The sequence below is a fragment of the Pseudomonas sp. 09C 129 genome, assembly GCF_002843625.1.
Classification (GTDB): Bacteria; Pseudomonadota; Gammaproteobacteria; order Pseudomonadales; family Pseudomonadaceae; genus Aquipseudomonas; species Aquipseudomonas chlororaphis.
On the sequence record NZ_CP025261.1, the window covers coordinates 4445203 to 4465804 of the forward strand.

The 20602-nt window shown below is 66.1% G+C and carries 15 protein-coding genes; 4 read left to right on the forward strand and 11 right to left on the reverse strand.

What is annotated here, in order from left to right; genetic code table 11:
• Nucleotides 1-38: 38 nt before the first annotated feature.
• From CXQ81_RS19940 to tagH, 11 genes are all read right to left on the reverse strand, one after another.
• A complete protein-coding gene (locus tag CXQ81_RS19940) occupies nucleotides 39-1703 on the reverse strand; it encodes an SUMF1/EgtB/PvdO family nonheme iron enzyme (RefSeq protein ID WP_256593402.1) in 1665 nt (554 codons plus the stop codon).
• Between the two features lie 73 nt (nucleotides 1704-1776).
• A complete protein-coding gene (locus tag CXQ81_RS19945; RefSeq protein WP_101338309.1) occupies nucleotides 1777-2964 on the reverse strand; it encodes an ABC transporter permease in 1188 nt (395 codons plus the stop codon).
• Nucleotides 2964-3680 carry an ABC transporter ATP-binding protein gene (locus tag CXQ81_RS19950; protein WP_101338310.1) on the reverse strand — a complete coding sequence of 239 codons (717 nt, stop codon included), beginning with the start codon at nucleotides 3678-3680 and terminating at the stop codon, nucleotides 2964-2966. Before CXQ81_RS19950 ends, CXQ81_RS19945 begins: the two co-directional genes overlap by 1 nt.
• The gene (locus tag CXQ81_RS19955) at nucleotides 3680-6745 is read right to left on the reverse strand and encodes a serine/threonine-protein kinase (RefSeq protein ID WP_101338311.1); all 3066 of its coding nucleotides are present in this window, start codon (nucleotides 6743-6745) and stop codon (nucleotides 3680-3682) included. The genes CXQ81_RS19950 and CXQ81_RS19955 overlap by 1 nt, the downstream gene beginning before the upstream one ends.
• A gap of 28 nt (nucleotides 6746-6773) precedes the next feature.
• Nucleotides 6774-7499: a PP2C family serine/threonine-protein phosphatase gene (locus tag CXQ81_RS19960; protein WP_101338312.1), complete on the reverse strand. Its 726-nt coding sequence runs from the start codon at nucleotides 7497-7499 to the stop codon at nucleotides 6774-6776.
• 34 nt (nucleotides 7500-7533) lie between these two features.
• Nucleotides 7534-8226: a type VI secretion system-associated protein TagF gene (tagF, locus tag CXQ81_RS19965; RefSeq protein WP_101338313.1), complete on the reverse strand. Its 693-nt coding sequence runs from the start codon at nucleotides 8224-8226 to the stop codon at nucleotides 7534-7536.
• Complete coding sequence (gene tssM, locus CXQ81_RS19970; protein ID WP_101338314.1) at nucleotides 8223-11735, reverse strand: type VI secretion system membrane subunit TssM; 3513 nt, start codon at nucleotides 11733-11735, stop codon at nucleotides 8223-8225. The genes tagF and tssM overlap by 4 nt, the downstream gene beginning before the upstream one ends.
• On the reverse strand, nucleotides 11732-13099 hold the full coding sequence (locus CXQ81_RS19975; protein WP_007930440.1) for a DotU family type VI secretion system protein: 1368 nt from the start codon (nucleotides 13097-13099) through the stop codon (nucleotides 11732-11734). The genes tssM and CXQ81_RS19975 overlap by 4 nt, the downstream gene beginning before the upstream one ends.
• A gap of 6 nt (nucleotides 13100-13105) precedes the next feature.
• Nucleotides 13106-14440 carry a type VI secretion system baseplate subunit TssK gene (gene tssK, locus CXQ81_RS19980; RefSeq protein WP_101338315.1) on the reverse strand — a complete coding sequence of 445 codons (1335 nt, stop codon included), beginning with the start codon at nucleotides 14438-14440 and terminating at the stop codon, nucleotides 13106-13108.
• Between the two features lie 21 nt (nucleotides 14441-14461).
• A complete protein-coding gene (gene tssJ, locus CXQ81_RS19985) occupies nucleotides 14462-14932 on the reverse strand; it encodes a type VI secretion system lipoprotein TssJ (protein ID WP_101339447.1) in 471 nt (156 codons plus the stop codon).
• Nucleotides 14933-15039: 107 nt separating this feature from the next.
• On the reverse strand, nucleotides 15040-16452 hold the full coding sequence (gene tagH / locus CXQ81_RS19990) for a type VI secretion system-associated FHA domain protein TagH (RefSeq protein WP_101338316.1): 1413 nt from the start codon (nucleotides 16450-16452) through the stop codon (nucleotides 15040-15042).
• Nucleotides 16453-16833: 381 nt separating this feature from the next.
• Here tagH and tssA point away from each other — a divergent pair, with 381 nt between their 5' ends.
• From tssA to CXQ81_RS20010, 4 genes are all read left to right on the forward strand, one after another.
• Nucleotides 16834-17856 (forward strand): type VI secretion system protein TssA, encoded by a 1023-nt coding sequence (tssA, locus tag CXQ81_RS19995; RefSeq protein ID WP_256593488.1) that lies wholly within the window; start codon nucleotides 16834-16836, stop codon nucleotides 17854-17856.
• A 64-nt stretch (nucleotides 17857-17920) separates the two neighbouring features.
• The gene (gene tssB / locus CXQ81_RS20000; RefSeq protein WP_087092181.1) at nucleotides 17921-18436 is read left to right on the forward strand and encodes a type VI secretion system contractile sheath small subunit; all 516 of its coding nucleotides are present in this window, start codon (nucleotides 17921-17923) and stop codon (nucleotides 18434-18436) included.
• Between the two features lie 15 nt (nucleotides 18437-18451).
• Entirely contained in the window at nucleotides 18452-19945 is a 1494-nt protein-coding gene (gene tssC / locus CXQ81_RS20005) for a type VI secretion system contractile sheath large subunit (RefSeq protein WP_101338317.1), read from the forward strand.
• Nucleotides 19946-20042: 97 nt separating this feature from the next.
• The gene (locus CXQ81_RS20010) at nucleotides 20043-20531 is read left to right on the forward strand and encodes a type VI secretion system tube protein Hcp (RefSeq protein WP_009044340.1); all 489 of its coding nucleotides are present in this window, start codon (nucleotides 20043-20045) and stop codon (nucleotides 20529-20531) included.
• Nucleotides 20532-20602: the final 71 nt, after the last annotated feature.

A 20602-nucleotide genomic window follows, 5' to 3' on the forward strand; every position in this document is an offset into this window, starting at 1 on the left:
GGTCTTCGCCGCCAACGACGACCGTTCCGACACCCTGCTCAGGGTGCAAGAAGCTCCTTCAGGATCGTCTCCGGATCGGCTCGGTGCTGCTGGCGAAACTGCCCCACATGCCTGACGAAAAGCGTGGCACGGGCCATGAGGCTTTTTCCCAGCACCGGTTTGTGATTGAGCTCTTCCCGGGTCCGCTGGAACTGCGTCTGGATCACCTCGTCGGTGTAGCGCGTTCCGGTCGCCAGGTTGTCGATGTAGATCGCCAGGGCACCCTCGAGCGCACTGCGCCCATTGGCGATGGCCGTTTCATAGAGCTTGGCGGTGGCTTCGTCCTGGGCGGCCCGCGCCTGATCGCGATCCTTCTTCAGGTTGGTCAGGCGAATGTTGTAGTTGTTGACGGTCTCGGCCACCAGGGCCGCCGACTGGATCAGGTTGCCTGCGGCCTCCTCGCGCTGCCGGGCGATCAGCGACACATTGCGCTTGAGCTCTTCGTTCACCCGCGCCAGGCGGGCCTGCAGGTTCGGGTCGGTGCTGCTGGCGATGAGACTATCGAGTAATTGGGTCGGGTCTTCGGCAGCCTCGATTTCATCGGTCAGGCCTGCCAGGCGGCCCTCCTTCTGCCACTGCTCGAACAGCTCATCAAAGCGTGAGCGCGGTGCCGACAACGCGCCCAGGGCCACCCGGAAACCGGTGGTGGCGTTGCGCTGTTCGCTGCCGTCGGCGGCGAACAGCGGGTATTCCCGGCGCATGCCGGTGAACAGCGTCAGCTCGCCTTCCAGGTAGTTGCCGCCCTTGACCACAAAACCGCCGTAACTGCCCTGGCGGCGGCCGGCGTGGACCAGTTGGAAGGACTCCTGGACCATCTCCGCGGCATTGCCGATCACGTCGAACAGTCCCAATGGATTGGGCTTTTTCAGCCCGACCGGCAATAGCCGCGCGCCCTGCCCCGTGCCCCCGGCGACCTGGCTGAACACCGCCCAGTCCCCTAGCGGGCCATCGCTGTCGCTGCCTTGCACCTTGCGCGGAAACAAGCGCGCCTCCAACGCCTGGCGGCTGACCGCATGGCCACCGCGGGCGGCGAATTCCCACTCCACTTCGGTCGGCAGGCGGACGAAGCCCATCCCGCCGTCCTCGGCCGCTTTGCCGCGGCCGCTGACCGGCAACCGGTCGCGGTGGTACTTGAGCAACCAGGCGCTGTACACCGCGGCAAAGCGCTCGGCCTCGAGGCGCGACAGCTTGACCTTGGGCAAGCGCGCGGACATGTCGCTCATGGGGGCGCAGGCCGGTGCCTCGCCCTGCCCCGCCAAGGCCGCCTCCTGGGCCATGACCAGGGCGTATTGGCGCTCGGTGACCTCGTATTTGCCGACAAAATAGAACATCGGCTTGAGCAGGCTGTCGGCCTCGCTCTTGGGCAGGGTCGGGGCGATTCTGGCTTGCCAGTCGGCCGGCAGGTCGTCGAGGACGAACTGACCGTTGATGTAGTCGCGCCGGTAACCGGAGATGAAGGATTGCCGGTAGCCCGGATCGTCATCGCTGAAGGGGTAGCCGAGATTGACCTCACGGTCGTCCAGGGTGCCCTTGGCGAGGACATAGACATAGCGGAACACCAATTCACCTTCGCAGGGCAGCGGCAGGCTGAGGTCATCGGGCAGCGGTTTCGGGTTATCCGCAGGGGCGTCCTGCGCCTGCGCCGCGCCGGCCAGCGCCAGCATGACCAGAGCCCTCAGCCAGACTAAGCCCCTCAGCCAGACCAGGCCCTTCAGACAGACCAGGCCCCTCAGCCAGTTACACATCGCGCAGCCCTTCCGATGCTTCGATCCGCGCCGCGCGCCAGCCACCGGAGGCCGCCGCCAGCAGGCAGCAGAGCAGCGTCAGCAGCAGGGCCAGCAGGTAGTGGACCGGCAGCAGCCGGCAGGCGAATTCCCCCGTCGCCGGTGCGAACAGCCGGTTCAGCCCGGTCTCGGCCATGCCGTACAAGCCCCAGGCCAGCAGCAGGCCGAACACCCCGGTGTACAGCGCCTGCAGTACGACGAAGGCGATCAGGGCGCCGGTCGAAAAACCCAGCAGGCGCAATACCGACAAGGCCCTGCGCTTGCGCTCGACGGCGGCCAGGGCGCTGGCGGTCATGGCCGCGAAGGCCCCGGCCAGGGCCAGGCTGGCGATGACCCAGAACACCAGGGTCAGGTTGTGGCTGAGGGAGCGCACCTGGGCGATGACGCCGGCCTGGGTCGCGACTTCCAGCTGGCGCTCGGCGAAATACCGGCGCAGGCGCTCCACGCCGTCCAGGTCCGCGGCGTAGAGACGGAACCCCGGATACACCCGCGCCGTGTTCACCTGTGGCTCGTACCCAGGCCAGGCCAGGCCATCGCGGTAGTCTTCGGCGGCCTCCAGCAGGGCCAGGGGCGCGAACAGCGCATCACGCGGGAAGGCCGCGAGTGGCAAGACCCCCTGCACCCGCAGGCGGGTGCGCTGGTATTCCTGGCGCCCGCCGACCTGACGGCCGAACGCGGCGCTCAGCACGTCGCCGCCCTGGACCCCGAGTTTCTCCGCCGCCCGCTGGCTGAGCAGTACCTGGTCCGGCGCCTGGGGCAGCAGCGCGGGCGCCACCAGCGGGTCGCCCGCGGCGGTGGGGATCATCTCGACCGTCAACGCCTGGCCGGCCGAGTCCGGGTAGAGGTCGGCAGTCGCGGCGATCTGTCGGGTACGCGGCACGACGAAGGCAACCTCGGGACGCGCGGCCAGTTCGGCGATGGCCTGGGCGCTGAAGCGCCCGCCGCCCATGGGCACCACTTCCCGCACGGCGGGGTCGCGCTCCAGGCGTTCGGTCAGGGTGGTGACCAGGCCGAACTTGAGGCCGAACAGCACCAGCAAGGGCGCGAGCACGGCGACCAGGGCCAGGACCGCGCAAACCGACAGGCGCACCTCGGCGCGGTAGTCGTGCCAGGCCAGCAGGGCCATCAGGGCAAGCCGCATCAGCCACCTCCCGCCAGGGTCGCGGTGACCCCGCCATCCGCGCCGCGCAGCACCTGCAAGGGATGCAGCTGCAGCCCGGCGCGCCGGGCCAGCGCCTCGTCATGGGTGGCGACCAGGATGCACACGCCACGCTCCTCGGCCTGGGCCACCAGCAGTTGCATGACCCGTTCGGCATTCAGCGGGTCCAGCGAGGCGGTGGGCTCGTCCGCCAGCACGATGCTCGGCCCATGGGCCAGGGCCCGGGCGATGCTGACCCGCTGGCGCTGGCCCACGGACAGTGCCGCCGGCAGCTTGTGCAGCTGGTCGGCGATTTCCAGCTGCTCGGCCAGACGCCAGACCGTGGCATCGGCCGGCAGGCCGAGCAGCGCCCGCGACAAGCCGATGTTGCGCTGCACGTCGAGAAAACCCAGCAACCCGCCCGTCTGCAGCACATAGCCCATGACCCGGCTGCGCAGCCCGGCCAGCACATCCTGGCGACCGCTGCGCCAGAGCCCGGCGACATCCAGCGTCCGGTCGTCGGCGCGGCATTCGAAAACGCCGCCCGGGTCCGGGGACAGCACCAGGGCCAGCAGGTCCAGCAGGGTGCTCTTGCCGCTGCCGCTGGGACCTACCAGGGCCAGGCGCTGGCCCGGCCGCAGGTCGAGCTGGGGCACCACCAGGCTGTAGCGCTGTGGTCCCTCGCCGCGGGTCTTGCGAATATCTCTGAGCTTGAGCATCAGGGCAGCGTCGCCAGGGGTACGCGGTACAACGCATCGCCCGGCTGGGCCTCGCCGAAGCGGACCCAGTTGGCGCTGTCGTTGTGGAAGGTCTCGTACAGGCGGATCTTCGACTCCAGTTCGTCGATGAAGTCCTGCTGCTCGGCCACGCTCAGGGACAGCCAGAGGTCCTGGGTCATGGTCAGCGATTTACTGCGATACGGCAGGCCGTCCAGGTACTCGCCGAGGATGCCGCCTTCCACCAGGTTGCCGCCCTGCTTCAACCGCGTCGGGTCGCGGCTCATGTGGGCGCTGGCGCTGGCGATTTCCTGGAAGAAATCCTTGGGCGAGGTCTGGGTACGGCGGGCCGCATCGACGATCAGTTTCAGCGACTGCTGCAGGTCGTTGAGTTGCAGCTTGGTCAGCAGCACGCAGACCTGGAAGGCCGGCAGCGAGGGGTTGGTCAGGTCATGGTCGGAGGTCCAGGCGGTGATCAGCTGCGGTGCACGGACCGCCGACTGGCGACCGAGAAAGTCCATTTGCATGGCGTAGCCGATGGCCGTGGCCTTGCTCGCGACGCTCGGTGCCCCTTGTAGCGGCGGCAGGCTCGGCGCCTGGTTGTTGCGCGCCTGATGCACCTGTTCGGCGAATACCGAGCCGATCTCGGCGACCGTATCGCCGAAGCGACCGACATCGCCGCCCGCCACCGGAATGTACAGGTCGCCGATCTGCGGGTTGGCGTCGGCCGTCAGGCTGCGGTACTGCTGCTCGGCGAAGTCATGGTTTTTCCGGCCCGCTTCGGTGCGCAAGTGCAGCGCATAGAGCTTGATCCGTTTACTGAGGGCGGCTTCGCGCACCTCGGCTTCGTTCATCTGGGTGTGCCCCAGCGGATCGTTCTTGCGCAGGGCGCCAGCATCGGAGACCAGCAGGATCAGCCGCCCGGCATAGGGACTCCAGTCCATGCCCTCGACCGCCGCCATCACACCGGCGAAGGCATCTTCATTGAAGGCGTGGCTGGACACCTGGGCGGCCTTGACCTGGCCAGCCAGCTCGAGGAAGCGCTGTGGATCGCGGCCCTGCTCCAGGCTCACCAGGGTTTGCGCCACATATTCCAGGCCCGGGGTTTTCTCGACATTGCTGCGAAACCCCACCAGGCCGAAGCTGACGCTGTCCAGGTCGCCACGGCTGGCGATCTGCCGATGCAACGCCTGCACCACCTGGCGCACCCGGTCGATGTAGGGCTGCATCGACACCGAGGTGTCGACCACCAGCACGATCGCCGTGCGGAAGGCATCGCTGCCGGCCTTGGCCGCTCCCCCGGCCTTGCCCAGGGGCGTATTGCCAGGGTCGATGGAGGCCACATTGAGCAGTTGCACCGGCTGACCGTCGGCATCGAAACTCTCGCGGGCCTCGAAAATCGGCAGCAGGTAGAACTGGTCCTGGGGAATGGCGCTGGCCACAGGCTCCAGCGCGACGATCTGCGGGTCCACGCTGCCTTCGTTCTGCGCCTTGTGCAGGGCCGCGCGGGCCTGCGCCGTGTCCGCCAGAAACCGCTCGAGGGTGCTTGCTTCGCGCAGGAACATGACCGGCGAACGACCGGAGCGCTCGGTGAATTTCAGCACCAGGCTCTGCTTCCAGTCGCTGACCTGCTCGGCCGGCAACCAGCCATCGCGCTGGCCATCGCTGGCGGCGCCAACCTCCAGCCAGGTGCCACCCGCCACCGCCTGGCGCTGATAGACATACAGCACCGAGAACGCCGGCAGCGCGGCACCGCTGGGCGCCGCCCCGGGCTGGCCGGACACCTGTGCGCCGGGCTTGCTCAGCACGCGCTGGAACAGGGTTTTCTTGCCCGGCATCAGCAGTGGCCGGTCGCCGCCGTCGGCGTTCGTCGTCAGCGGCGGTTGCGCTGCGCTGGCCGTCTTGGCGGGCGAGTCCCGCACCTCGTCAGCCGGCGTTTTTTTGGCCTCGACCTGGCCGTTTTCCGGTTCCGCCGGCGGCGCCGAGCGCAGCCACCAGTAGCCCCCGCCAGCCAGGGCCAGTGCGCCGACCACGGCCACACCGAGCAGCGCCAGCAACGGCCCGCGCGACCCGGCCGGCGGCTGTGCGCCGAGGCTTGTGGCCCGTTCGGATCCGGCCATGGCGGCTGGCTCGGGCTCTGGCGCAGCGAGCGGCGGCATGTCCAGGGAAACCGGCGTCATCCCGCCCAGGCCGGTCGTCGCGGATTGGCCGGCGGCCGCCGCGGTGGGCAACGGCAATGGGCGGATCTGCGTCGCCTCGGCATCGGCCGGCCCGGCGGGCGGCAGGTTGTCCAGCGCGGCGATCAGGGCATCGGCATCGGCAAAACGCTCGGCCGGATCCTTGGCCAGCAGCTTGCGCAGAATCCCCTGGTAACGGCCGTGGGTCATGGGCAGTTCGGGCAGCGGCTCGGTCAAGTGGGCCAGGGCCGTGGACAGCGAGTCGCTGCCGGTATAGGGCAGCTTGCCGGTGAGTATCTCGTAGAGCACCACCCCCAGGGCGTAGAGGTCGGTGCGCCCGTCGATCTGCTGGCCGCGGGCCTGTTCGGGACTCATGTAGCTGGGTGTGCCCACGGCGAAACCGGCCTGGGTGAACTGGGTGCTGTCCTCCAGGGACTTGGCGATGCCGAAGTCCGAGAGCACCGCCGAACCGTTGGCGCGGAACAGGATATTGGCCGGCTTGACGTCCCGGTGCACCAGGCCCTGGGCATGGGCATACCCCAGGGCCAGGGCGATCTGGCGCAGGTAGACCAGGCCCTGCTGCGGGCTGAGCCCCTCGGCGATCCGTTCCTTCAGCGTCCCGTTCGGCAGGTACTCCATGGCCATGTAATAGAAGTGGCCAGCATTGCCGATGTCGTAAATGGTCACGGTGTGCGGGTGGGAGAGCCGCGCCAGGGTCTTGCCCTCGCGCAGGAAGCGCTCGCAGAAGCTGCGGTCGGCGGCCAGCGCGGCGGCCATGACCTTGAGCGCCACCTTGCGCTCCAGCGAGCGCTGGGTCGCCAGGTAGACCGTGGCCATGGCGCCCTCGCCCAGCTCGCGCTCGATCCCATAGCCGGGAATGTCCATGTCCATGCTCGAGCGTTCTTCGGCTGATGCGTTTTCAGTGGGCATTGACGACTACCGCCGTAATGTTGTCGGGAGCGCCCCGGGTCAGCCCCAGGTGCACCAGGCTGCGGACCACCTCATAGGGGCTCGCGTTGCCCAGCACCTCGCGCAGTTCATGGTCCTCGACGGTCTTGGTCAGCCCGTCGCTGCACAGCAGGAAGCTGTCGCCGGGACGCACCTCCAGGTCCACGGCCGAGAGTTCCAGCCGGTCCTGGGTGCCCACGGCGCGGGTGACGATGTTGGCCATGGGGTGCTCCCGCGCCTCATCCTCGCTGAGCAGCCTGCTGTCCAGCAACTCCTGGACATAACTGTGGTCATGGCTGATGACCTCCAGCTGGCCCTCGCGCAGGCGATACAGGCGGCTGTCGCCGGCCCACAGGCAGGTGGCCTTGTCTGCTCGGGCGGCCAGCAGCACCAGGGTGCTGCCCATGATGCCGACACCGCGCTGCGCGGTTTCCTGGCGAACCGCCGCGTTGGCCTGCTCCAGCCCCGCCCGCAACGCCTGGACATAGGCCGCCAAGGCGGGCTCGGGCGGGATGGCGCGCAGCGTATCGACGATCAGGCTGCTGACGAAATCGCCCGCCGTATACCCGCCCATGCCGTCGGCCACCACCCAGAGGCCGGCTTGCACCGCATCCAGGCAGGCGTCCTCGTTGACCTGACGCACCATGCCGACATGGCTGTGACTGGCGGATTCGTAACGCGTTACGGCTGACGACATGCCCTGGCTCCCGAAATGTCCCTAATTTCCAAAATCAGCTCCCGAAATCGAACTGCGCGGTTTGCGCAAGCGCCGCGTAGCCGCCCTCGCCCAGCAGAAAACCGCTGAAGTCCTGCGCCGCCGGCAACCCCTGGCAACGCAGCAGGCCAGCGGCGACCCGTCCGGAGCCCTTGCCCCACCAGAGGCTCGCGCCCTCGCAGGCGTGCTGCATCAGCACCGCCCCGCGCGCCGCCGCAGTCGTGGCGGCGAAGCGCACCTGCCCCTGCAGCGCCTGCATGCCCGGCACCTGCGTGCTACAGACCGGGCTACCGAGGGCCGGCACCGCGGCCTCGAAGGCCTCGACAGCGGCCTCGGGCTCCAGGGTCGAGAGCAACAGGACCTCGGCGGCCTCGAACCAGTCATCCGGGCCGGCCACCAGCGCGCCCAGATCGGTATCGGCCTCCAGCAGCAGCGCGATGGTCAGCGGGAAGTAGCGCCCGACCCGGTCGACGCTGGGCATCATCACCCCCACCGCCGCCTCACTGCCGAGCAGGCCCGGCGCCACGGCAAAGCGCCACAGCGGGCTGACCAGGTAGGCGTCCAGCCAGGCCGCCCCCAGAGCCGCCTGGCTGCTGGCCATGCCGGCGGAGAGCCAGGCATCCCAGCGCTCGATAAAGGTCGACGACAGGCCGCGGTGGATGAAATCCCCGCGGCCGGCCAGCTTGCCGTAGAAACCCGGGCTGCTCACAAGCGCTCCGGCAGGCTGAAGCCGGACACCAGCCGACCCTTGAACGGGTTGAACGCGCTGCTGGCGCGCAGTTCGCAGGAGATGCTCGCAGTGTCGACGCGCATCCGCAGGGTAAAGCGGTCCGGGGCATTGCCCTGGGTCAGGTCGGACTGCTCCAGCAAGCGAAACCAGGCCCAGGGTCCCTCCAGGGTCAGTCCCGAACGACCGGCGCTGGTGGGCGGCGTGACGGACAGGCGCACCACCCCCAGGCTGTTGGGGCTGGGCCATTGCATCGCCATCGGCCGGCTGGGGCCATGGTCGTAGCTGAGCTGCTGGCCGTCCAGATCGAGCAGGAACTGGCTGATAGAGGCGTCCATGGCCACGGGCTTGAGCTCGAAGCGTACCGCCGGCTGGGTGCCTCCAGCGCGGAAGTAGGCATCGCGAATGGCCGCGGCGCGTTGGAAGGTTTGCAGCACGCCCGGGCCGATGCCGAGTTTTTCCGCGGCGCCCGGCTGCCAGCGCCAGTTGCTGGTCGAGGTGTTGACGTAGGGTTGCAGGTACTTGCGAAAGTAGTTGTCCATCACCCCGCCCACGCCGAAGAAGTTGCCGAAGTCCTCCAGGGTGGCCTCCCGCGAACTGGAGTTGACCAAGGGATAACGGCCGGCCAGGGACTGGCGGTAGACATTCACCACCTCACTGATCCAGGCCGCGTTGAGCTGGGTGCGGATGCTGCCCATCATGCTGCTGGTGGTGGCGCTGACCACCGAGTTGACCAGCTTCTGCACCAGTGGCGGCTGACGCTCGGCGCCGAGCTTGACCCGCGATGCCGTGGCTACCGCCTGGTTCTTCGCCTCGCCCAGCAGGGCCTCGCCGCTGGCGCCGCTCATGGCGCTGACCTGCACATAAAGCTCATTGAGCTGGGCCAGCAGATCGTCGATCGGCGCTGGCCCATCCCCATGGCTGGTCACCAGGCTATTGAGCTCGGCGAAGCGCGCGGTGATGGGGTCGACCTGCGAGGTTGCCGACGAATCTTCCTGGGCCGCTTGTCCGACCAGCGAGCCGAGCTGCTGCTTGAGTTTGTCCACGGTGCCGTCGGCGGCCTTGAGCTTCTCGGCCAGCAGGCGATCTTCTTGTTGCAGGTTGGTTTCCCTGGCCACCGCATCGAGCAGTTTCTTCAGTGGCGAGTTTGGCCCGGAGAGCACCCGCAGCACATCGGCGGCCTGGGCGATGCCGTTGATCGTGACGAAATCGAGATCGCCGAGCAGTGTTTCCCATTGGTTGAGGAAATCCTGGAAGTACAGGGCACGCACCTCCAGAGCCAGGCTGGCGACATCCTGGTTGTCGTTCAATGGCCGGCCGAGTACCCACTGTTCCTCGGCCAGGGCGCCGGACTGGCTGAGACTGGCGACCATGAACGCCTGGCGGTAGCCACGGTAGGTATAGAAACCGGATAACGGATCGCTCAGCGGCTTGCCGCTCTTGCGCGTGAACACCAGGGCGGCGTCACGCCCGGCCGCTTCGCTGAGGCGAAAATCCGCTACGCCCTCGGGCAGCTTCTGGCGTTTCACCCGGCTGTAGACCCGCTGCGCCACAGACATCTGTTGCAACTGCCGACGCAGGTCGGCCAGCAGTTCCTCATCCAGCCTCGCCGGCGGTGGCTTGTGGGCGAACAGCGCATTGAGATGCTCGGCCAGGGCCAGGCGCTGTTCCGGGACCAGGTCGCGCGGCAGGCTGTGGTCCCAGTCGAGGTTGATCCAGGTCTTGATGGCATCGGCGTCATAGTGCTCGGCGCTGGCCAGCATCAGGTAGACCTTGAGGCCTTCGTAGAGAAACTCGGTGTTGCCGCCGCTGCGCAACTGCTCCTCGATGCGGGTCAGCAGACGCGGCGCCAGCACCGCGATCAGCAGCTTGCGGTACACGCTGGCGGCTTCGGCGCCGAGCATGTCGCCCTGGAACAGGCCATAGCCTTCGGCCCAGGACAGCGAATTGTCGGCGACATGGCGAACGGCGTTGAGCAGCGGCAGCACGGCCAATACCTCACGCTGCGCCGGGCTGAGGGATTCGACCTGCCCCTTGAGCGGCGCCAGGCGCGCGTCCACCTCGGCGATATAGGCCTGGTTGGCGCGGTAGCTGGCGACCCAGATGGCCGTCACCGCAAGCAAGACCACGGCACTGGCGGCGAGTACGCCACGATTGATCCAGCGATGCCGGCGCTCGACCTTGGGGTTACTGCCGACCAGGCCGCGCTCGCCGAAGGCGACATCGCGGAACAGGCGGGTGATGAAGTAACTGCGGCCTGTGCCGGTCTGGCGCGCCAGGTGCTGGCGATCCAGGTTCATGCTTTGCGCCATGCTGCCGATCAGACGGTCGATGGGGCTGCCTTCCTGGGTGCCGCTGGTGAAGTACAGCCCGCGCAACAGCGCACGCTCTTCATAGGGATTGGGCTTGAATACCCCCTCGAGGAAGGACGACAGGTTGTGACGCAACGCCGCGAACTGCTGGATGAAGCCGTAGATCAGATCGCGTCGGTTGGGGTCGCGCTCCTGTTGCAGGCGCTCGACCAAGCGCTCGGTAAGACGCGCCTCGAGGGCGGTGAATTCCTCATCGAAACGTGCCAGCGGGCCTTGGGGACTCTTGCCATCGTCCAGGGCAAAGGTGACGCCCCAGACCTGCGCGCGCTCTTCCTTGCTCAGCGCGTCGAAGAACTCCATGAACCCCGGCACCAGGTCGAACTTGGTGAGCATCACGTAGATCGGGAAGCGCACACCGAGCTGGCCATACAACTCCTGCACCCGCGTGCGGATGGCCCGGGCATGGGCGCTGCGCTCGGCCTCGCTGCCCAATAGCAGGTCGGACAGGCTGATGGCGACGAAGACGCCATCGATCGGCCGGCGCTTGCGCTGGTTCTTCAACAGGTCGAGAAAGCCCAGCCAGGCCGCCTTGTCCACCGCCGCATGGCTGTCCTGGGTGGTGTAGCGCCCGGCGGTGTCCAGCAGCACCGCTTCGTCGGTGAACCACCAGTCGCAGTTGCGCGTACCGCCGACTCCGCGGATCGCCCCACTGCCCATCTGTTCGGCCAGCGGAAAGTGCATACCGGAATTGACCAGCGCGGTGGTCTTGCCCGAGCCCGGCGGGCCGATGATCACGTACCAGGGCAGCTCGTAAAGGTTGCGCCGCTCGTTACCGCCGAGCTTGCTGCGCTTGAGCAATTGCAGCGCTTCGTCCATGCGTTGCTTGAGGGTCGCCAGCTCTTCGGCGGTGGCGACGCTGGCCGCATCCGGCGCCACCGCTGCCAGGCCCTGCATGACCTTGGCGGCGTTGCGCCGGGCCTGGACGATGCGCAATACGCGCACCCCGATCCAGGCCAGGAACAACAGGCCGATCAGCGCCCAGCGTACGGCCGCCGGGGCCAGGGGTTCATAGGCCGCGACGATGATCAGCGGACCGAGGAACCAGATCACCAGGCTCAGGGCGAGCAGGCCGAGCAGCGGCACCACCCAGCGCACCAGGAAATTGATAAAGGCCTTCACTGGTTGCCCTCCGCTAGCACGGTGATCTCCACGCGCCTGTTCCTGGCGCGTCCGGCGGCGCTGTCATTGGAGGCGACCGGTTCGGCGTCGCTGCGCCCTTCGGCGGTGAAGCGCTCCGGTTGCCCGCTGCGGGCGGCGAGGATCTCCATCACTTGCTGCGCGCGATCCTGCGACAGCTTCCAGTTCGAGGGGTAGCGCAAGGTGGCGATCGGTCGGTTATCGCTGTGCCCGGTGACCTGCACCGTGCCCTTGATCTGGCGCAGGGCATCGGCGACGCGCAGCAGCAAGGGCTGCAACTGTTCGGAAATGCTCGCGCTGCCCGAGGCGAACAACTCGTCGCCACGGATGGTCACCACCGAGCGATCCAGCGCATCCTCCACGGCAACGCGCTGGGCCTTGATGTCCTCGGCGAGGAAGCGCGCCAGGCGCGGGCGTTCGATCAACCTGGGCTGCTGCGGTGGACGGTCGATGGTTTGCACCGGGATCTCGCCCAAGGCGTGGATATTGCGAAACACCGGCTCGGCGTCGGCCGCCAGCTTCAGGCGCAAACCGAACAGCAGCAGCAACAGCACGGCCAGGCAAATGGCCACGCCAACCCAGGGCGGCAGGAACTGCGACAAGCGATCGCGCACCACGCTGAGCCCCCGCCAATGCGGCGACAGCTCGCGCTCGAATTCGCCGCGCACGCTGCGAATGGTCGCGCTGGTGCGTTCGCGCAAGGCTTCCAGCTGGCTGCGGCCGTCATTCATGACCCGGTAACGGCCCTCGAAGCCCAGGCAGATACAGAGGTACAGCAGCTCGAGAATGTGCAGGCGCTGCTGCGGGTTCTGCAGACAGTGTTCGAGCAGCTGGAAGACTTTTTCGCCGCCCCAGGCTTCGTTGTGCAGGGTGATCAGCAGGCTCTGTTTGCCCCAATCGCTGGTACTGCCCCAGGGGGTGCTGAGGACCGCCTCGTCCAGCGCGGTACAGAGCACATAACGGCTGAGCATCACCTCATCCTGGGCGACGCCGGCGGCGCGCGCCTGCTCCTCGAACTGGCGCAGGTAGGCCAGCAACTGGGCGCGCAGGCTGGCCGGTTGCGGGTGAGCGAGGGTGCTGCGCAAGCGGGCCAGCAGCGCCAGTATCGGGCCGGCCGCCCGCTCCAGCGGGTTGAGGCCCTGGGCCAGGCTGCTCGCCACCGGCGCGCCCGGCATCGCAATGTGCGGATCGGCGGCGCTGGCGCCATCCTTCCTTGGGGCAGAGGCATCGACGGAGCGCCCGCCGGGCCGCGGCATGATCAGGGTATGGTCGTTGCCGCCCGGCGAGGCGCCGCCTGAAGTGCCGCCTATGCCAGAGCTGCCGAAGGGATCATCGATCGGGTGCATGACGAACTATCCTCGAATGGCCCAGAAGGCCAGGTTCAGGCCCGGGAACTGGCCGGCAATGTGAAAGGCGAATCCCCCTGAGTGGGTCAACTGTTTCCAGTGTTCGCTGCCACGATCCAGTTCGAAATAGCTTGAACCGGCGTGATAGGGAATCTGCCGCGGCGCCACGGGCATGGACAGCAAGGCGATGCCGGGCAACTGCAGATTGACCAGGTCGCGGATGTGTTCCACCGAGCCGATCTTGGCCTGCTGGGGGAAATGCGTGCGCAGGGTTTCGGCCGGCACCTCGGCACGCACCACTAGGACGAAGCTGGCCATCTCCAGCAAGCTCTTGTCGGCCAGCATCGCCACATGCACGCCGTAGGATTTCTCGACGATCGGAATCGGCGTGGCGCGGGTATCGATGACCATCGACAAGGCTTGCCGCAGGTCATGCATCACCGGGGCGAAGCTGCTCGCCAGGTCGTCGTGGGCATAGGCCGGGTAGTCGCTGGGGCGACGTCCGGCTGCGGAAAAGGTGGCGAACTCCCCCGCCAGGCAGACCGCCTCGCGATAGAAGTCCTGCGGGTGCAAGGGACTCAACCGGGCCAGGTGGCTGAGCAAGGGCTCGGCGCGATTGACCAGTTGCAACAGCAGAAAGTCGGCGATCTCCGAGGCGCCGCCGGCCCCCGAGGCCACCACCCGACCGGCCAGAGCCTCGCCGCGCTGGTGCAACAACCCTTGCAGCTCGCTGCGAAAGGCCGCCAGCACGCTGGAGGCGGCCACATCGAGCAGCGGCGCAATATAGTCGTCGTCCAGTTGCACGGCATTGTCCGCACGTTTTTCCAGCACCCGGAGCAAACCGAGGCAGGCATATTCGCCGAGGCCGTCGCGCTCGGTCAGCAGGCGCAGGGCTTTGCCGCCGATCGCCAGCGACGCCCGGCTCTCGAAGGCGGCGTTGTCATCGCGCACCTCACGCACCTGGCTGATATAGCGCGCACCGCCCGGAGCTTCGCCCTCCCCCACGGTGTCGCGGCTGCCGGCACGCTTGAGCGGCAAGCCCAGGAAGACCTGCGCATCGCGCAGGTTGTCGTTGACGTTCAATGGCGGCGGCGGCAGATCGTCGCCGGGAATGTCGAAAGGCGTGCCATCGGGTAGCACCCCGCGCGCGCTGACAATCGCCACCTTGCCCTGGCCGAGCAGGGACTCGTCGATGCGCAGCTCGGAGAACCCCCAGCCACCGGCGCTCAACGGGCGGCAACGGCCATCGATCAGGGCTTCCATATAGCGATCATGTTGCTGGAGATGCTGCGGCCGCAGAAACATTCCTTCGGACCACACCACACGGTTATTCCAGGACATGGACTGGCTTCCTCGACAGGACTAATTCGCAGGTTTCGTGGCTGCCGCGCTAATCGCCCTGGCTGTCAGGGAAACCGTCAATGGCGTGGTTGCATGGCTCGGGATATTGACCATCTGGCGCCACACGGCGCTGTCCAGTTCACGGTAGGACACCACCAGGCCGAGCAAACGGCTCTGCTCGTCGAGCGTGCGCTCCAGGGTCAGCCTTTGACCCGGCTGGACCAGTAATTCGTCCTGCGCCACCAGGTCCGCGGACAAGGTCGTGCCGGTGGCATTCACCAGGGAGAAATAGTCGGCGCGACTGAAAGCTCCACCGCTCTTCAACTCATACAAACGCACCCGCACCGGCGTCGCCTGGCCGCCCGCCGAAAGATTCAGATCGGCAGCAGCCTGGATATGCATGACAACGACAGTAGGCGCAGCGGGCGGCGGCGGGCTCGAAGCACAGGCCGTCAGCAGTAGTACTGTTGCGAACAACAAGAACTTTGGCATGTCGTCCTCCATGACGTTTATTATTCCAAATCGAAACTACCGATCGCCAAACAAGATCAACTCACTATTTAATAGCCATTGGCCTTTATCCAACTAACCGATGGCGCTCAGCCTTTTCGCAACTTGGTATTTTGTTCCTCATAGGCACGACTGAATTCGCGCCCGAACAAATCCTCGAAATCATCTTCGGCCTCCCTGGAAATGCTTGCATAGAGTTCCGTGAACAACTCCCAGTATTGCGCTTGACGTCTACCGGGCAGCAAAGCGCCAATAGCCGAAGGTTGACTTAAACGCGCTTCCAGTACCGCGGGCTGAAAACGCTTGAGCAGGTGTTGGATCGAGGCTTGTACGCCCGCCATGACGGCCAGTTGATGCGCTTTCAGGTCGTCGAAGCTTTCCTTGATCGCCTGGTCGGCCGGCATGAAGGCCTGGTTGCCGGAACGCAGCAATAACAGCAGCGCCTCATCGACATTGGGGGCGAATTTGAGGGGGTTGTTCTCCACAGGGCGGATCATGGTCTGGGCCATGCGGAACTCACCCTTGAGGCTGGCACGGGCGCGCAGCACCTCGATCAACCCCTCGACCATATGCCGGTAGCTGCGGCCGATGGCCTCCATTTGCGCGAGGGTTTCGCCTCTGTCGATACGCAATGGCTCGAGCCCCGCGCCCCTGAGAAAGGCTTCCAGGACCTCTTCCTTGTCGCCCCCGCTTGCCGGCGCCGGAGGCGCAACCGCGGCCCGTTGCACGGCCGGTTCGGGTGCGCTGCCGGCAATATTCTCCGATGCCGCTGGCAATGGTTGCGGCTGGGCTTGCGCGGTGGCTTGCACAGTGGCCGGCGCCACCGGCGCCGGGCCCGCCCCCAGTTCGGTGAAGGGGTCCCAATCCGCCGGAATCGCCGGTGCCGCGCCGGTTTCGCTGGCCGCAGGGGCACTCGGGCGTTGTGGCTCAGGCGGGCGAAAATCATGGCGTTCGGGCGGCACGTGGTCGGCCAGGGCCGGAGGGGGGACGGCCGGGGACGCGAGAAAATCGAACAGGTCAGGCTTGGTGTCCAGGGGCGAACCGCCCGCATGGATCTGCACCCTGGCGGGGGGCGCCGCCGCTGCGCCGGGCATCTCGCCGGGCGCCTGGCGCTTGATCAGCGCATCGAAGCCGGTAAAGGGATCGCTCATCCCGGGCGCGCCGTTGGCGATCTGTGGGGCGCCGTTGATCTGCACCAGGATGTCGTACTCGCCGACGCGCAGCAGTTCGCCGTCGCGCAAGGGTTCGCTGTTGCCACGGTGCATGCGCACGCCGGCATTCACCAGCTGTACGCCATTGGTGCTGGTGTCGGTCAGGTAGTAGGTGCCGTCACGCAGTTGAATGACGCAATGCTGGCCGGACACCAGGCGCTCCGGGTCTGGAAGTATCCAGTCGTTCTCGGGGTTGCGACCGATTTTCAGCTCACCGCGATCAAGCTCGAACTCCGCGCGTTGGCCGGGGGTCAGCTTGTGATAACTGGTGATTGTCAAACGCAGCGGCATTGGAACTCCTTGTACGGTATTGCTCAATAACAACAGCTCGGGCATGCCAGCGAGTGCAAAGCGAGTATAGCCCCCTAAAAGATTTCCGTGCCCTCAAAGTTCCTGCGCTTATATTCGCTTTTTTCAAATAAGCCCTATAACAAAAGAAACTAAAAAAACCACCGCCGACCGCCTATCTTCAAACATCACAGTGTTCCCCCACTGGTCGGAGAGTTTCTTGACAACAATTGAACTGGGCTAAAACTTCAGGTCAATTGTTGAATTCAGAAATGACGCCAGAAAGTGGCTCTGGATAGAACACTCATCCGTAGGAAAAGGGATTTAGTCGTGCGCTCACCCTGACCGGGCGCCGATTGTCGGGCCGATATGGAGATCACGTCCGTGGTGGATGTACAGCGCTTGTTGGAAACCATTTCCCCCGACTCCCCCTGTGGCGGCGACCTCGAGTACGACGCCGCCTTTCTCGAGCTTGAACGCGCGGCACAAGGCCAACCCGAACGGCAGATGGGCGATGCCGTGTTACCCGCCGCACCGCCGGAATGGCGCCAGGTCCGCGACCTCTGCGTCGAGCTGTTCACGCGCAGCAAAGACCTGCGCATCGCCAACTACTTCCTGCAAAGCGCCATTGCCCTGCACGGCTTGCCCGGCCTGGTGCAAGGGTTACAGCTAATCCAGCAGTTGCTCGCGCAGTATTGGGACGACCTGCATCCCAAGCTGGATGCAGAAGATAACAATGACCCCACCTTTAGGATCAACGCCCTCGCCGGCCTCAACGCCGAGCCGGTCATTCACCTGCTCTGGGGCATGCCGCTGATCAGCTCGCGGGCATTTGGCAGCGTCGGCCTGCGGGCCGCGCTGAATGCCGCGGGCTTGCAGCGCTTCGCCAGTGAAAGCCTCAGCCCGGACCAGCTCGGCGCGGCCTTTCAGGACTGCGCGGGCGAACAGCTCGAGGCCTGCCGCGCCGCCCTGAACGATGCCCATGGCACGCTGTTGACCATAGAGCGTGAGGTCAACGAACGGGTCGGCTCCACCCACGGCGCGGACCTGGGCACGATCAAGCAACTGCTTCGGCATGCCGTGCAAATCATCGCCGAGCACGCCCCTCAGCCAGACGCTCCCGGCGCTGTCGCGCAGGCCGGCGAGCCTGTCGATACCGCCATGTCCTCGGCCCCCGGCGCCGCCGCGCCGCGCATCGCCGGCGAGATCGGCAGCCGTGACGATGTGCTGCGCAGCCTCGACCGGATCCTCGGTTATTACGCCAGGCACGAGCCCTCAAGCCCCGTGCCGGTGCTCCTGAGCCGCGCCAAGAGACTGGTCAGCGCCGATTTCGCCACCATCGTGAGCAACCTGATTCCGGACGGCTTTTCCCAGTTCGAAAAATTGCGCGGGCCCGAGGGTGAATAGTCCGAGTGAAAACGCTTAACCGATGCCCATCCAACACAGCCGCATAGGCAGCGCAGGAGGAAAAATGGCTAACACCAGCAGCCAGAAATTCATCGCCCGTAACCGTGCTCCCCGGGTGCAGATCGAGTACGACGTAGAGCTTTACGGCGCGGAGAAGAAGGTGCAGTTGCCCTTCGTCATGGGGGTGATGGCCGACCTTGTCGGCAAGCCTGCCGAGCCGCTGCCGGCGGTGGCCGACCGCAAGTTCCTGGAGATCGATGTCGACAACTTCGACTCGCGGCTCAAGGCCATGAAACCGCGGGTGGCGTTCAACGTGCCCAATGCCCTGACCGGGGAAGGCAACCTGAGCCTGGACATCACGTTCGAGAGCATGGACGACTTCAGCCCTGCCGCGGTGGCGCGCAAGGTCGATGCCCTCAACCAACTGCTCGAAGCCCGCACCCAGCTGGCCAACCTGCTGACCTACATGGACGGCAAGACCGGCGCCGAGGACATGATCATGAAGGTGATCAAGGACCCGGCGCTGTTGCAGGCGTTGGCCAGTGCGCCGAAACCGACCGAACCCGAGCCGCAAGCCTGACAGAGGACGCAGACCATGGCCGACTTGATGAAAGACCCGCAGGCCCAGGCAGACGCCGCGACCGCACCGAGCGACTTCGCCGCCTTGCTCCTGCAAGAGTTCAAACCCAAGACCGAGCACGCCCGCGAGGCGGTGGAAAGCGCCGTGCGCACCCTGGCCGAACAGGCCCTGAGCAAGACCGAGCTGATCTCCAACGACGCGATCAAATCCATCGAATCGATCATCGCCGCGATCGATGCCAAGCTCACCGCGCAGGTCAACCTGATCATGCATCACCCCGACTTCCAGCAACTGGAAAGCGCCTGGCGCGGCTTGAGCTACCTGGTCAACAACACGGAAACCGACGAGCAGCTGAAGATCCGCGTGATGAGCATCGCCAAGGGCGACCTGCACAAGACCCTGAAGAAGTTCAAGGGCACCGCCTGGGACCAGAGCCCGATCTTCAAGAAAATGTACGAAGAGGAATACGGCCAGTTCGGCGGCGAGCCGTTCGGCTGCCTGGTGGGCGATTACTACTTCGACCAGTCGTCGCCGGACGTCGAGCTGCTCGGCGAACTGGCCAAGGTCTGCGCGGCGATGCATGCGCCCTTCATCAGCGCGGCCTCGCCGACGGTGATGGGCATGGGCTCCTGGCAGGAGCTGTCCAACCCGCGCGACCTGACCAAGATCTTCACCACGCCGGAATACGCTGCCTGGCGTTCGCTGCGCGACTCCGAGGACTCGCGCTACATCGGCCTGACCATGCCGCGTTTCCTCGCCCGCCTGCCCTACGGCGCCAAGACCGACCCGGTGGACGCCTTCGCCTTCGAAGAGGAAACCAACGGCGCCGACAGTTCCAAGTACACCTGGGCCAACTCGGCCTATGCCATGGCGGCGAACATCAACCGCTCGTTCAAGCTCTATGGCTGGTGCTCGCGGATTCGCGGCGTGGAGTCCGGCGGCGAGGTGCCGAACCTGCCGACGCACACCTTCCCGACCGACGACGGTGGGGTGGACATGAAGTGCCCGACCGAAATCGCCATCGCCGATCGGCGCGAGGCGGAGCTGGCGAAGAACGGTTTCATGCCGCTGCTGCACAAGAAGAACACCGACCTCGCCGCCTTCATCGGCGCGCAATCGCTGCAGAAGCCGGCCGAGTATGACGACCCCGACGCCACCGCCAACGCCAACCTGGCGGCGCGCCTGCCCTACCTGTTCGCCACCTGCCGCTTCGCCCATTACCTGAAGTGCATCGTTCGCGACAAGATCGGCTCGTTCAAGGAAAAGGACGACATGCAGCGCTGGCTGCAGAACTGGATTCTCAATTACGTGGACGGCGACCCGGCCCACTCCACCGAAACCACCAAGGCGCAGCACCCCTTGGCCGCGGCGGAGGTGGTGGTCGAGGAGATCGAGGGCAACCCCGGTTACTACAGCTCCAAGTTCTACCTGCGCCCGCACTACCAGCTCGAAGGGCTCACGGTATCGCTGCGGCTGGTATCCAAACTTCCATCCGCCAAGGCGGTTTGATTCATCTCAGGAGGCATTCGCCGTGGTGGCGGGTGCCCTGTGACGCAGCGTGGCGAATCACTGGCACACAGTGGTGCAAACCACTTAAGGAGGCATGATGGCTGTTGATATGTTTATCAAGATCGGCGACGTCAAGGGCGAGTCCCAGGACAAGAACCACAAGGAGGAGATCGACGTGCTCTCCTGGAGCTGGGCCATGGCCCAGTCCGGCAACATGCATGTGGGCGGTGGCGGCGGTGCCGGCAAGGTCAATATCCACGACCTGACGTTGACCAAGTGGGTGGATAAATCCTCCCCCAACCTGATGATGGCCTGCTCCAGCGGCAAGCATTACGACGAGGCCAAGCTGACGGTGCGCAAGGCCGGCGGCGACGATCCGGTCGAGTACCTGACCATCACCCTCAAGGAGGTCCTGGTGTCCTCGATCGGCACCGGCGGCAGCGGCGGCGCGGATCGCCTGACCGAAAACATCGCGCTGAATTTCGGCCAGGTGCTGGTCGACTACCAACCGCAGAAGCAGGACGGCTCCAAGGACGGCGGCCCGGTCAAGTACGGCTGGAATATCCGCCAAAACGTCAAGGTGTGACGCCAGCCACCCTGCAGCCCTGCCGCAGGGTGCTCGGCTTGTACCAGGGGCCACGACGCAACAGGAGGTTC